The sequence below is a fragment of the Candidatus Defluviibacterium haderslevense genome, assembly GCA_016712225.1.
GTDB lineage: Bacteria > Bacteroidota > Bacteroidia > Chitinophagales > Saprospiraceae > Vicinibacter > Vicinibacter haderslevensis.
In genome coordinates this window covers 183,295-198,426 of sequence record JADJRL010000003.1, presented here as the reverse complement: position 1 = coordinate 198,426, position 15,132 = coordinate 183,295, and the positions used below count along the sequence as shown (strand labels likewise).

At 32.0% G+C, this 15,132-nt stretch carries 14 protein-coding genes; all 14 read right to left on the bottom strand.

Annotated features, from left to right (window positions below):
- Positions 1-181 precede the first annotated feature (181 nt).
- Entirely contained in the window at positions 182-1,093 is a 912-nt protein-coding gene (locus IPK88_01125; protein ID MBK8241999.1) for a hypothetical protein, read from the bottom strand.
- A 228-nt stretch (positions 1,094-1,321) separates the two neighbouring features.
- Positions 1,322-1,618, bottom strand: coding sequence for a hypothetical protein (locus tag IPK88_01120; protein ID MBK8241998.1), 297 nt, complete (start codon positions 1,616-1,618; stop codon positions 1,322-1,324).
- 17 nt (positions 1,619-1,635) lie between these two features.
- On the bottom strand, positions 1,636-2,190 hold the full coding sequence (locus IPK88_01115) for a cupin domain-containing protein (GenBank protein ID MBK8241997.1): 555 nt from the start codon (positions 2,188-2,190) through the stop codon (positions 1,636-1,638).
- A 342-nt stretch (positions 2,191-2,532) separates the two neighbouring features.
- Positions 2,533-2,997, bottom strand: a complete 465-nt coding sequence (locus IPK88_01110) for a hypothetical protein (GenBank protein MBK8241996.1) — start codon at positions 2,995-2,997, stop codon at positions 2,533-2,535.
- A gap of 385 nt (positions 2,998-3,382) precedes the next feature.
- A complete protein-coding gene (locus tag IPK88_01105; protein MBK8241995.1) occupies positions 3,383-4,492 on the bottom strand; it encodes a hypothetical protein in 1,110 nt (369 codons plus the stop codon).
- Positions 4,493-4,745: 253 nt separating this feature from the next.
- On the bottom strand, positions 4,746-5,171 hold the full coding sequence (locus IPK88_01100; protein MBK8241994.1) for a hypothetical protein: 426 nt from the start codon (positions 5,169-5,171) through the stop codon (positions 4,746-4,748).
- Between the two features lies 1 nt (position 5,172).
- Positions 5,173-5,961: a class I SAM-dependent methyltransferase gene (locus IPK88_01095; protein ID MBK8241993.1), complete on the bottom strand. Its 789-nt coding sequence runs from the start codon at positions 5,959-5,961 to the stop codon at positions 5,173-5,175.
- Between the two features lie 176 nt (positions 5,962-6,137).
- Positions 6,138-6,545 (bottom strand): hypothetical protein, encoded by a 408-nt coding sequence (locus tag IPK88_01090; protein ID MBK8241992.1) that lies wholly within the window; start codon positions 6,543-6,545, stop codon positions 6,138-6,140.
- A 274-nt stretch (positions 6,546-6,819) separates the two neighbouring features.
- On the bottom strand, positions 6,820-8,319 hold the full coding sequence (locus tag IPK88_01085; GenBank protein MBK8241991.1) for a pyruvate kinase: 1,500 nt from the start codon (positions 8,317-8,319) through the stop codon (positions 6,820-6,822).
- 294 nt (positions 8,320-8,613) lie between these two features.
- A complete protein-coding gene (locus IPK88_01080; GenBank protein MBK8241990.1) occupies positions 8,614-9,534 on the bottom strand; it encodes a pentapeptide repeat-containing protein in 921 nt (306 codons plus the stop codon).
- Between the two features lie 231 nt (positions 9,535-9,765).
- Positions 9,766-10,056, bottom strand: coding sequence for a DUF1272 domain-containing protein (locus tag IPK88_01075; protein MBK8241989.1), 291 nt, complete (start codon positions 10,054-10,056; stop codon positions 9,766-9,768).
- Positions 10,057-10,170: 114 nt separating this feature from the next.
- Entirely contained in the window at positions 10,171-11,298 is a 1,128-nt protein-coding gene (locus IPK88_01070; GenBank protein MBK8241988.1) for a hypothetical protein, read from the bottom strand.
- A gap of 61 nt (positions 11,299-11,359) precedes the next feature.
- Entirely contained in the window at positions 11,360-13,894 is a 2,535-nt protein-coding gene (locus IPK88_01065; GenBank protein MBK8241987.1) for a hypothetical protein, read from the bottom strand.
- 627 nt (positions 13,895-14,521) lie between these two features.
- Positions 14,522-15,004, bottom strand: coding sequence for a GNAT family N-acetyltransferase (locus tag IPK88_01060; protein MBK8241986.1), 483 nt, complete (start codon positions 15,002-15,004; stop codon positions 14,522-14,524).
- Positions 15,005-15,132: the final 128 nt, after the last annotated feature.

The following is a 15,132-nucleotide window of genomic DNA, read 5'->3' as shown; positions in this document are numbered from 1 at the left end:
ATCAAGTATAAATTTTTTTATAAAAAATTGGTTTACAAGTATATTTGAGCTGTTGTAACAAGTTTTATTACTTTAAAAATCACTCATGAATTAAGTATTGATACCATACTAAACATTAAGTAAATGGTTTGATTGAAGGATAAACCCCATTCCTTTATTTTTTAATAAAAGTAAAGAATGATTAAAATCGTAGTCTGTACTCCAGGTTTGTAATGAAACTTCTTGTTAATCCATCAGGTCTTGTATCTCTAACAATAAATGGAATTCCTGCATTAAATTGGATGGAATGTTTTGAATTGAGCTGATAATCAAGGTACAGATTTCCATTCAAGGTTAAACCTTGAGATCCAATAATTTCTCTTTCCACACCGCTTGTGTCTGTAAAATGATCATTTGAAAGGTGATAAATGGGTAAGACGCCAGGTGTCAAATGTAAATTCTTAATTAATTTAATTTTATATGAAAGTCTACACAATAGGTCTCCATTCCGTTTATATTTATTGGTCGTTTGAAATGTTCTCAAAATTGAATTTATGGACTGGTTTTCAGCAATGAATTCATTTTTGTTTTGGTTTAATGGTTGCTGTAATGCCAAACCAAATTGTACATTTTTTATTTCAAATCCAATTCCAACCAACAAATCTAAAGTGCCCAAACTAGATTGATAATCCATAGGCAGTGTCTTTTTGGAACTAATAAAGCTCTTACTTATTAATGGTATTTTTAATCCTAGGGTGAATTTTAAAAGATCAATGAACTTGTAGTTTCCTGATAAAAATAAATCACTGATTCCAAAGGCGTTTATTCCATTTCCATGTTGAGATAAGGTGGTGAGTTTGGCTCCAAAACCTAATTGTTGAGTTAATTGCCTTTGGTATTCTATATAATTTCCCCAAACTGTAATGGAGTGGTCAGCCTTTCCATAATATAAACCTATAGTGAATTGATTATTAGTGCTCGAATCGCTGTTTGAATTGGAAGGTTTAAAGCTTGCTATGGTACACATTCCAGCATCACTGCAACCTTGACCATAGGTATTAATGCTGTTTAAGCTTATTGTAAGTACTATCGCGATTAAAATTATTCTTAACATATATTATAAATTATTTAGGATTACCATTTCTATATATTCAACATAAATTAAGTCTAATATCGTAACCGTATTTAATTAGGAATAGACCATGTGAAAATAATGTAAATTATTATATTTTTAACCGATTCTTAGAATTGGTTTATTTCATCAATGAAAAGATAGTAAAATTTAAATACCATACATACTGCAAAAGTTAATGAATGATTAGCCATGTATGCTTTCTGATAATTAGCTTTTGTTTTTAAACGTCAAACCTGCTTCAGTTAAAGCAACTCTTAATTTTGGAATAGTGGTTTTTCCTATGCCATGAAGTTCCATGATTTCTTCCACGGTATAGCTTGAAAGTTGTTGTAAGGTCGTAATACCATTATTTTCTAATGCTCTTCTTGCAGGGGCCGCAAGTAATCCAAAAAAATGGTCTTTGGGTTTTCGTTTTACTTCGCAGATAGGACAAACAGGACAGTCGCTGGTTTTATAATATTGGTGTCCGTTTTTACAATTTCTTAAAGTTTTAATAGTGCCCAAAATGTGAATTTATAGATTTAATGATCACCTGTATATTTAAAATAAAGTTTTTTCCAACCTACTATAGACCCGATGATATATGAAATATGGATGGCTATTTTAAAAATTGGTGCTGGAATACTGGTTGGTCTAGTTATACTCTGTGCATTCATTTTCTTTGTGAAATAACACATTTTTGGAATATTAACAGTGCCATTTTTGGAAGTATCTCCATCAATAAGTAATCCACCAAAACATTGGAAAAACTTATAGTTGTCAAGTCCTGGTTTATATTCTACGATACTTTCTAATCGTTCAGGTTTGTTATTGTAGGCAAGATGCGGCGTACCTTTGGGGACAATAATGGATTCTCCTGCGGGGACAATATGTTCTTTGCCTTCAATGAGTATTCGCATTTCACCTTTCTTGATATGAAATATTTCATCTTGATTGAGATGGATGTGTTCAAATGGGACATAGCCTTCTGGTTCAACTAACCACTCAATAGTAAAAGCCTCTTTATTGTAAGAAAGGCATCGGAATGTTTCCCGTGCAATTTGATTGGTGAACCCGTCATAAACATTGACTGCCATATGACTTAACTTTTAATTGGTTTACTAATAAATATTCAATTCAAAACATAGTCAGTATCTATCCGACTACCAATTTGAAATCGCATAGGTATAAGACCTGCTAATTCATATCAAAAATATATAATCATTTTCAATACCTAAAATTTTTTATATAGTATTTTGGTTTTTTGTAACAAAATCAATTGGGCTTGATTCATTGATGCATATAAATAAGTTCAGTTTTGAAATAAAGTAGTAACGTTCAATTCTATTTAACTCAAATCGGAACAAAAGATCACAGCCATAAGTTAATCCCAAAACCAATATGGTTTTAACATGATTGATATTGCCTATTATGCCGATCTAAAAAGACCTAAAATTAGGCCGACTTACAAATGGAGAGAAGCTCCATGGAATAGATATCAGGATAATGATGAGCCCTATGGTAAACCAAATGGCTATAGTCTTAAATTTGTCCTGGTCCGTAGATTTTCGTTTAGCTATTACAGATCCAATTGTAATTAACACTATGGCCACGACCATCATGATGCTGTGTTCCATTCCGAAAAATCGAATTTCTTTTTGATGAACGGCATCTTTAAAGTTTTTCATAAAATAATCCATTGGCGGGCTGACAAAGTATAACCAAAGGCCAATCATGAGTTGTACATGCGCGATGGTAGCAGTCCAGTGTCGAATAGCATTGTCTTGGCTCAAAAATGGTTTTTTCAAGATCCAGCCTTTGTAAGCCTGGAATATTGCAATGACTAAGCTGATGAGTACAAGCCATCGAAAGATGGAATGTAGTGCTAATACTGTGGTATACATTTTGTGTGTGATTTAGAATTTAGAAAAAACATATGTTTCTGGTTATCGATTGAAATACCTTGAATATCCCTTCTTCAGGAAAAGAAATACACTAATATATCCGCAAAGTAACAAAAATTCTAATTTATATTCAAGTTTAGGATAGGTTCAATAATTTGTGATGTGACTTATAATATTTGATGCGTCGAAAGACTTTGAATGATGCAAGATCGAACAATTTTATAATTCGCGGTGTGTGGTTTATTAAAATATTTATATCATGAGCAAATGATACAACGCTAAACGGATTTTTACGTTCATGATTTTAAATATATTTATTAAGTCTTTATTTCAAAAGATTTGGAAAATCCATTTTTGATGATCTAATTTAATGTGAAATAGAGAACTATTGTAAGTTAAATTTTTGAAATGTGATTCCATTAAACTTGCAAATTCCGTTTTCATCTGTTCCGAACCAGAGTTGACCGTTTTTATCTTTATAAATCGTATTCACCGCGTTACTGGACAATCCATCCTTCATAGTATAATGAGTTAGGTTAGTTCCATCATATTTCCAAGCGCCAGCGTCTACAGTTCCAATCCACAGGTTTCCAAAGTCATCTTCATTTATAGAATAAATCCGAGCTAAGGTGTTTGTGTTCGAAGCCCCGGAAACTTTAAATTCATAATTCATTAGTTGTTTTTCTTCTGTAACATTTGTTAAGGTTTTTCCATCAAAACGAAATAATCCGGCGCCATTGTTTCCAAACCAAATGTTTCCTCGTCGATCTTCGAATATGCTAAGTACAGCAGAACCACTCAGACCTTTTTCAGTAAACCATGTAAAAGATTTGCCATTATAACGTAATACACCTTGAGCTTGTGTTCCTAACCAAACATTGCCTTTTTTGTCTTTGAGTATGCTGTAAACTGCAAATCGACTGAGCACAAAGGGTGACGTAAGTGATTGATCAGAAATGGATTTGGTTTCAGCTAAAGGTAAATATACGAATGATGTGTCATGATAATGATAAACGCCACCACCGGCATAAAACCATAAATCTTTCTGAACAATTTTACAATCTTTTTTAAAGTTTTTACTGAATTGCAATCGCTCTTTGTTTGTATAGGAAGTAAAAGTTTTACCATTAAATTTACTGACACCGAAAATACCTGTGCCAAACCAAATATTTCCAAATTGATCTTCTTGGATACTTAAAATTTGATTATTGGATAGTCCATCCTTCTCAGTAAATTGATTTAATTGTATACCATCAAAACGGTAGACACCTGCTCCATTAGTTCCAAACCAAAATATTCCCTTGTTGTCCTGGAAAATACTTCGTATATTTTGGTCTAGTGAAGTTGTTGATAAAGGATTTAAAAAATCACTTCTATGTTCTTTAAAGGGAAATGTAATTTCATTAGTAACAGTATTATTTGTTTTTTCTATTGTAGTATGTCGATTGCATCTTATTAGATATAATGATACGACTAGAATTGCAAAATATTTCATAAATAGTAGAAAGGTTGGAGTATTTTTCAAAATTTATATGAATTTGTAAAAGTGTAATAATTAAACTTATCAATCATTCATAAGGTTAACTACGGTATATTTATTTGGAGTGGGCATGGTATGACGATAACCATATGCTTAGTTAGGACGGATAAATAGGTTTTTACCATTATATTTTTTAAGATTTAAGGAAGTTAATTCCCAATTCGTTTTATAAATATTAGATTTATTGTATAAAGAAAAACCATATTGATCAGATTAATTTTCTTTTGGAAAGAATATGTAATCCGATACCACTTAAAATTCCCTGTATTATAAAAATTATGCCATCAAAGATCAAGAAAAAATTGGGATCTTCTAATTTCAATTCTAAATAACCAAATATTAGCCACAAAGTACTCATTATACCGCTAATAGTCAAACCAAATTTTATACCGACAACTATAGATTCGCCCGCATGTTTGAGTTGTGGGAACAAATAGCATAACAATATGGCTCTTAAAGAATCACTAATCATTCCAAGGACCATTTCTTGATTTGAAAATGTGGATACAGAAATGGGTGTAGTATTATTTTTCAAATGCTGTAGAAATTGGAAACAAGTATCTACCAAAACCACACTGATTAATAACAATAAAGTGATGATAACTGAACTTAAGATAAATTTAAGTGCATTCATTTTATCCCTTGTTACTGTTTGGGTATCCAATTAAGTAAGTTATATTCATACCCAATTTATTTCTAACCTTGCCTGATTTCCATATATAGTTATGATCTTCTACCTGTTTTGCGAACCCCAACAATTCGTTAGGGTTATATAAACGCAAGATAGAAACGCATCCATCCCACACTGTAGTTAATGGAATTAGGGGAATGATGTATGTAAAAAATAATCTTGATAATTTAAAGGGTTTAAAAAATGGCGTAAATAATATAAATGCAATAGGATGGAAGATGACAATGCCGAATATGGTAAATATATTCTTATCACCTCCATCAAAAAAACATATTCCTGCATTATGCTCAACTGAATTTTTTAAAATTTTAATAATGGTGTCGGGATCAAAATGATGTATGGCAGAGAACATAGTACGGAGTCCTTTGAGATCTTTTGGAACATTTTTAGCATCAATGGAATCATCTAAGAAATCAATTTGATTATTGTTTTTTTCTTTTAAATGTTTGTAGGCGTTAGTATTTGGAAATTTATCTGTAAGTGTTATCGTGATGGGCTCTTTTGTATTTTTTTGAAGTTCCTTATTGATTTGTTCAATAGCCCCACCGCCTCCTGAACACAAATCAATTATATGATGTTCCTTGATTTCGCAAAGGGTCTCAGAAATTAAAGGAATAATGGGTTTATAAAATTCAACAGCGTTCAAAAAATATCGAAGGTAATCCGTTCCGCCTTCTCTTATAGAATTCGGAAACCATTTTAAGTCTTCAAATTCAAATAAGTGATATCTCATTTTCTACTTGAGTTTTCTTTATTAAACTATTTTAACAAATATCAATATTTAATTTCCTCAATTTTAGCAAAAAATTATCTGGACCAAGAGGGATTTTTAACTAACCATGTATTTATTAGAAATACAATTCCTATTATTAAGTATTGACCATTGGTTTACTTTTCTCAAGGCAGGTACTATTTAGCTTTCATTTTATTACCCTTAGCGTCGTGAGTAAGCTCGGCTAGTCCTAGTTTTTCCATTAATGGTGGTATATACATTCCAAAACGTCCGCGAAGTCCTTTTTTAAGTCCATACCAACCTCCTGCAGGATTGTTTTCAGAGCGTCCCCATGCTTCTACAGTTCCTTCTTTGGCAGGTTTTTGTTCATCAGCACTGCCAAGTTCCATCCAATCCCCGTGTTTTTTTAACATGTTATGTAAATCATCCAGGCAGTTTATGTTGTAATGTAGGACCGTTTTGCCTACGGTACAGACTAGGATGTCCTTACCATCTTTTTGGTCCACGTGCATAGTATATTCACTGGTTAATGGCGGTGTTTTTAATAACATAGGTGATTCTTTGCTTCCGATTTTGTACTTCATTTTTATTTGTTTAGTTGATTATTTGTTAAATGCTATATTGCAGATCAAAGTTAACCATTCCTGAAACTTTTATGCTTCCTAATTAAAAAATTTTAGATGTGCTTTAAAAAAACCAAACTAAATAATTCATCTAAAACTTTTAGCACTATATCTGAAACTAAAATTGTTGAATTCAATTTTTGTAATATCAGTGGGGTTGTACTAAAAATAATTTAAAAATGGATGTTGAAAATAATGTAGATGAAAGTGATATATGGACCACACTTATAAAAAATTAGGATTCATTTGTCTTGATACGGGAAGTTTTTTTAATCGAATTCGAATGATTTAAGAAATGGGTAGCAATATTTAAAGGACGCATACTGTAGCGTTTTTTATGACGATGACCTCCGCTTTTGTTTAGGATATTTATTAAAAGTTTAATGGTGTCAACAATGTAATCTCCTTTGTTTAGCATTACGCATTCTGCTTTCGCAGCGTGGGCTGCATCAGTAATTTCGCTTCTAGTGGCAAAGCCAGATTTGCTATAAGTTTCTAAAACTTGAGTAGCCCAAATAACAGGAGCATGCGCAGCCTCACAAATCCATAGAATTTCGTCTTGAATTTCACTTAGTCTTTCAAAACCTATTTCGACAGCAAGGTCACCCCGAGCTATCATGACTCCAAATGATTCTTCTGTCATGGCTTCAAGTAATAAAGATGGTAAATTGATAACAGCTTCAGGGGTTTCGATTTTTAAAATCAGTTTTGGATTATTGTTGTATTTCTTAAGTTTATTTTTGATTAATTTAACATCTTTAGCGGTTCTAAGAAAACTACATCCTACAAGGTCTGCATTTTTAGCGATAAATGGAATTACTTTTAGGTCGACTTTAGTAAGTGCCTCTAAATTAATTTGGGTGTCAGGCAGATTTAGGCCTTTCTCTTTTTTAATAAATGGTTTCTTTGAAGAAATTCTTGTGATTTTTAGATGGTTACTTCCATTTTTATTGATTACTATTCCTTCAATTTTTCCATCATCTATAATAATTCTTTCACCATCTTTTAAATGTGTAAAAACCCCGTGTTCAAAACATGATATTACCTCTTGATTGCGTTCAATTTCTTCTCCGGATTCAACCAATAAAATTTCCTGCCCTATGGTTACTTTTAATTTACCTTTATCTTTGCCTTTGCCTGGCAAATCAACACGCATTTTAGGTCCTGCGATATCCATGTATATTTTGCATGCACGGCCGCTTTTATCAGATGCATTGTGTACTGCTTCAATCAAAGACCTCCAGTTTTTTTCATTCCCATGTGCACAATTAATTCGAGCCACATTCATGCCGGCCTCCATCAGGCTTCTTATCAATTGAGCATTATTTTCAAACGAGGTATCCAGCGTGACCATTATATGAGGGATAGAAGGATCTTTTTTAAATCCAAACAACTCGGTTGCGAATTTATTTAAAGTATTTTGAGCACCATAATAATCGATTTGTGAAATATCCTTTTCCTTTAGAGTGGCACCTAGAATCTCTCTAATGGATTGTATTTGTTTTAAAATATGACTTTCCGAACTTGCTAAGCTTGATAATCCAGCCTGATGTAATTTATCCTGTAATACGCGAATGTCCTCATTTCGCAGAGCTAGATATTGAATTAGGTTTGTGGCACTTTTTTGTTGTGTTTCATGCAGTGAACTGACGAGCTTTTTGTGATTTAAACCGGCATCGATAAGTTTCTTTTCGATTGCATGCATTTCAGCGTCAAGCCATTTTTTGTTTTCCATGATATGTTTAATAATCTGCAAACTTAATGGAATCTGTCTGTTATTTATTAGATAAAGATCGTATGATAATAAATTTAACAATAAGTTTATATTGGAATATTTAGGGTTACATTTTTTGCTATATTATATACTAATCCAATCAATTCCATGGGTGTATCATTTTAAAAAATAGTAGTGTACTAGAGCGTTTCAGTGGTTCATTTGCGAAATCTGACCAGATATGACAACTTATTTAAAGGTTGTGGCCAACCAATAAATGACACCTTGGAGTAGCAATATTCTTAGGATTTACAGTTAAGAGATTAAGGTGAGCCCACTCAAATTAGCCAGATTGCTTTTCAAGAATGCATAAGTTAGTTTATCCACCTTACAATCAATAAACCTCACCCGATTGAATTTCTTGTTGTTTTTAAAAAAGGTATTGATCAATGTAGCATTTTGGAACTTAACATTATAGAAAGTGCAATGTTCAAAAAAGCATCCTTCTATAATTCCATCAAAAACAACATCCTGGAGCTGCATCTCAACAAAAGTGGTACTTTTCCAAATAGCTTTAGTAATATTGTTTTCTCCAAAATTACTTAGTTTAAATGTGCTTTTAGTAAAGTCGGATTCAGAGAAATCACATTTACCAATATTACATTTTGTAAATTCAGTTTCTTTGAGCGAACATTTATTAAATTTAGTATTATCCAAATTAGAATTTTGAAATTGGCAATTGCTGATATCTGAGTCAGAAAAGTCACACCGATCTATATTATTGCTGTTTAATACTATTCCTGACATCTGTGAGCCGATAAATAAGCATCTTTGGATATTGGATGAACTGAATTTATCACGTAAGTTATTTAAACCTGAAAAATCACTATCCAACAGGTTTAACCTTGACATATCCCAGCTTTGTTTTTTATCAACTTTAGTATCTGATATCTTTTGACCGAAAGATTCTGACCCTGTTGATTTGTTGATTGAGAACTCATTGTGCATGTCTACTTTTTCTGACGATGGAAAGCGTTCAGAAAAATAGTTTAGATCCACTCCAAGGATTTCTGCTACACGATTTAATGTTGTGATATCCGGCAAAGATTCGCCGCGTTCCCATTTGCCGACTGCTTGTGAACTAATAGATATCTGCTGAGCAAGCTCGGCTTGTGAAAGATTAGCCTTCTTCCTAGCTTCGGTCATTTTATTACCAATTGATTTTGAATGAAACATATTGTAAGTTTTTGTTGATGCAAAGTTATCATGCCCTAGCAGCTTTGGCTAAAAAAAGCAGCTACTATTCGTTGTATACACACTACAATGAGTTGTTTTTTGACAACTTATGGTTGTTTTATGGATTTAAAGGGCATAAAACCTCAGTTAAAAAGTTGAAATTGTTATGGCGTAAATCTACTGGTATAAAATAAACAGAAAGTATACAATTAGGAGATAGTAAGCGATATTTTATCTTTGATTTGGTTTTATATTTTCGTATTGCCTAAGTTTCATTGCGAATTCATGACTATTAATGGGTTTAGAATAATGAATTGAGCTGGCTGGATATTTATCCAAAAGATGTTTAGGACGGGTTGGTCTTTTTTCAAAACCCCCGCCACAGTTTGGGCAAACATTATTTAGAATATGATCAACACAATCTCTACAAAAGGTACATTCAAAAGTACAAATCATGGCATTCGAACTATCGTTTGGCAAGGACTTCTTACAATGTTCACATATCGGCTTTATTTCCAACATCAGTATTAATATTAGCTGTACATTTATTAATGAAGATCTTTTTTAAAATAACGCCCTATTTATTGGATCATTTATGCCAAATAATGTATACATATTATCATTGATCTTTTGAATTTAGTTTGGCATTTTAAAAGCTGTATTGAATAGGCTGTTTGGTTTCAAATAGATATGGTCTTTTTTCAAATCTATTATAATATTAAATCGTTTAAGTAGGGCATTTCCAAAATAATTTATGGGCGCTGAACTTGGACCTTCATATCCAAGTATGGAACAAGGTATATGTTTAAGTTCAAATGTATTAACGGATAGCTTAGGTACGGATACCATGATGGTCTCGTATTTTTTGCCAGCACCATCACTAAAAGACGATTTTTTAACCACTTCTAAGGTATTCGGAAATTCTTGATTCTTCATCCAGGTTGGATGAATCACCATAGTGAGATCGGATCCGGTATCAAACAAAAAATCACCTATATATTTTTTGTTATTCAATTCAATAGCTGATTCAATACAAAATAAGGATTGAATGAATTTAATCTTGGATTTTTTATATCCTTTCATCTTTTTGGGCAAGGTGTTGTGAATGACGATAAATTTATTATCATAGTCAATTTCAATAATTTTTTCATCAAAAACGCGCCATCCAAATCTCCCATCCATACCATGTGATGCTTGATTTGCCGTTTGTATATTAGGCAAATTCCAAACAAGACTCCCTAATTTGAGTTGATTAATTCTTTGCGATTTATATCTACCTAATGTTTCTCTAGTTAATCGAAAATCAAGTGTTCCGATATCAAAATGTAAATTTATGGTGTCTGTACTATTTATTATGCCCTTGACATGAATGGCATCGAATTGGTTAAGCGTAAACGAGATAGTGTCTGATCTATTTTCAGAAGGTATCATGGAGTTTTTTATTGATTTGGAACTTACTATTCTTGTATAACAGGTATCATTTCCATTTAAAAGTATAATAAAATCAAAACTACCCCCGGGTTTAATTTTAACTTTTATAGAATCGATATCTGTATAAAAAACCACCCATTTGGATTTAGATGACCGATCTGCTATATAAATATCAGGTTTAGTCTCCGGTGACAATGACCAAGCATTTTGATCCAAAAATCCTCCATCATTAATGGATACATTTTTTGAATGAGCTTTAATTATGGGCAAGGTTTGTTGTCCAAAAGTTGATATTGAATTGAATATACTTACTAAGAGGAACACTTTTTTCATACTTAGAAAATTTAGTTTCTTTTAACATGAAGATAACTTGACAGAATATAAGTAATCATTTTTATTTTTTTATACTTTCTAAAAAATTACTTTCATACATTGATATTGTTTTTAAAATGTCTGGATCGTTTTTAAATTTTTGTTGTAATAATACGTAAACTTCTTTAGATTGTTCTAGTTTTAGCAGATCGATAAGTTGTACATTTTGGAAGATGTCATTGAGATCGTTGTCTTGTAATGATTTTTGGAATCGGTCAAAGATAATGGGGTAGGCTAATTCCGCTTTACCGAGTGCAACTAATGTGTTAATTGCAGTAAAAGGATAATCCCAGACTGGTGTTGCAAGGTACCAACGGGGGGATTGATTGTCCTTAATACATTCTATAATAAAATCTACTGTACTGGTATCTCCCAATTGTTCCAAACCATTTAATGAACTGATTCGACTTTGATTTTTCCAGGATGGCTTTTTGTCTAAGGCAATAAGTATTTCTTTAGCTTTAATGCTTTTGGTTTTGCCTAAGGCAATTGCAGCCGCATTAATCACTCTATCGCTGTTATCATACAGCGCCTTTTGATATATGTCAACATAGGTTTCATTTTTAGTGTTTCCTAGCATATTAATTGCTGAGGCTTTCAACCATGACTTTTCAGAAATGATTAGGTTTAGAAGCATAGTGGTAGTATAATCATCGTAAGGTAGGGTCAATATTTTGCGTAAGGAGACTAGAGCATATTGTCTGTAACGCCAATAACCATTTGATGTAATTTCTTGTTGAAATGCATGAATTATTTTATTTTTTGTCATTGGACTAGTGCTGGTATCCTGAGCTATCGCAACCAACTGGTCTAATGCTTTTTGTTTGGCTACTATATCATGACTTTGTGACAATTGATATAAATATTCGTGTGTCGATTGAAGGTATACCGTCTCACATATCCAGTTTTCTTCAAAATTGAAATTGACGAAATCCGGAGCTTTTGATAATGTAAAGTAGTATATATTCTCTTTCTTAGGTTGGATTTGAATGGGCATTATATTATGATCAATTTCAATATCCATTTTACCTTGAAAGAAATCTGCTTGCTCATATTCAGTGCTGCTATCTTTATTTTGAAGTTGATTTACAATTAATTTCAATTCTTTTTTTGAGGTGTTGTATTGTTTAGTTACTTTAAATCTTGGCAAACCCATTTTGTAAATCCATTGATCAAAAAACCATTGATAGGATTTGCCAGTGGTTTGTTCAATTGCTTGTTGAAAATCTTTAGTATTAATTTGTTTGTTCGCATTTGATTTTACAAAAAGCTGAACAGATTTCCACCAGTCGCTTTCTCCAATTTCTTTTTGTAACATCCGTAATACCAAGGAACCTTTATAATTGTTATCATTATCATTTGGTAAGTTTATTGGATCTTTTATATTCTGAGTAACCAATGGATGTTTATTTTTGGCGTTCCAATTGGCAAGAGCATTATTTTTTTCAAAGGGGAGGTAATAACTTAAATATTCTGTTTTGGAATTGTCTTTTATAGTAAACAATCCGGCAAAATACGGTCCAAAAGCTTTGTTGAGCCAAATATCATCCCAGGACTTGGGCATTAATAAATTCCCGAACCATTGATTTGTTAATGCTTGTACTGCAACACCATCCCACAAATATTTAAAATCTTTATGAACACCATAATCATCAATATAATTATCAGATATTATAGAAGCTCTATGTTGGCCAATTAATCCAGGAAATGGGTAGTCCTGTACGACTACTTGAGTGTAATGTGGATAAGGATATTTATAGGCTGTTTTTTCTTCTATAAATTGCATCATTTCAGGGAGTAGTTCGGTAGTAGCTTTTACTGCTTCAAATTCTTGAGGATATCCATAATTATGTATAGCAATTCCATTTGAATTTTGAAGCACGTCAACATATTCTCCCACCACTAATGATACTAAATAATTGGGAAATGGCATTTTTGAATTATAGTGATAAGTTCTCGTACTGTCTTTGTTTTCAATAGTTTCGATAAGATTTCCGTTGCTGATAACCATTAAAGGTTTTTCTACTGTAGCAATAAGTTCTATAGTATGAATATCAGCAATATCTTCATTACATGGAAACCAATATTTATTATAGTTGGGTTCACCACTACTCCATATTTGTTTGCGCTTGGTGGGTGAAGTGGAAGTTGGTTGCTGAAAGCGTAATCCTTTGCCAAAGCTTCCCCAAATGGAATTCGGATCAGCTTTGTTTTCGTACATAGTCTGATAATGGATGGTTAATTGAATGAAAGTATTGGGGGTATAGAATTGGTCTAGAGTTATTTCTAAATTATCATTTGTATCTCCACCAAGATAGTTGAATTTTAATGGTTTGTTAGTTATTAGGATGGAATTAATATTTAAATATCCTGCGTCTAAGAGTATTTTATCTGTTGTATGTAAAACAGAGAATGTAAGATCTGCTGTACCAATAGTTTGTCTTTTTTGCCAATCAAATTTTAGATTCAAGGTCAGATGTTTGGTATCTATATTTTGGGCTAATAGTATATTGGAAAGTAATACAAGTAAGATAAATTTTAAATTTATTTTTTTCATTTGTTATTTTTTAGGATTATAGTTTTTGTTTGGAATACGGTTGTTTATTTAATTTTTTAATTCTATTTTAATATCGCTGAATTGGTAGTCAATGATTTGATTTAATATTTTAATTAAGGAGAAGTCTTTTTCAGCGTTCAAAATGTCTTTTTTAGTTTTTGATTTTATTCGTTACGTACCTAAATATATTTAAGGATTATGTTTATTTCTTAACGATTTATTGATATTTGGTTAATTGTGATTTATTTATTTTATTTAATAATACTACTAAAATTGGGCCCCTGAATTGGATGGAGTGGAAGTTAGTATTACTGAATGTACTATTTTTTAACAAATGGAGTATCCTATTCATTAAGCAAAATTATCAAAATCAAAAAGATATATGCAGTCAAGAAAAGGACATATTGGGCCAAATATTGATACAACATACTGAATCATAATTTGTGCTAATTCAGTACAACTAGTTTTTTACAGAACTTGTATTGCAATAAGACAATTCTATATGCTATTCGTGCAGTGTGAAGCACACTCAGCTAAAATTTGTAACTTGACAATAAAGCAAACGTTGTAGAGACCTACACCTATTTATGGACTTAGATTTTTTAAGGATATAGATTAATGCTAAAATCAATCCAGTAGTTTGTAAATATATTCTTCAATTTCAGCTTGTCTGGCGTTGGCAAATCCGTGATCCTTTCCAATTTTTATAAAGCCGCATTTTTCTAAAACCTTTTGGGAGGCGTAATTATCGAATGCAACGCGACCTTTGATTGGTCTGGTATGTTCATTTTTCAAAAAGTCGTTCAACGCTAATGTTGCTATGCCTTTTCCCCAGAATTTTCTATCAATCCAATAGGTGATCTCGGCCTCATCTTCCAAGACAAATTTGGCTATACTGCCCACGATCTGATCATTGAAATTTATTGTTCTCATATTTATGTAAGGGTCAGCTATATGTTTTGTGAATTTTTCAATGTAAGCATTTTTATCAGATGGATCTTTCGGTGTAAATGCCGCTAAATAAATAGCTTCTTCGTTAAGCTGAAATTCAAACAATACGTAGAGATCTTCTTTTACAGTTTTGGTCAAAGTAATATTTGGGTTGGTCATGGTCTGGAAGTGTTGTAAGCTTTACTACTTATGTTATTTTTTCGTTCACAAAAGTATGTCGGGATCATTTAATTTTCATAACTTATTTTTCTGTCAACAGGTCTGAAATACCAAGATATAATAATAAA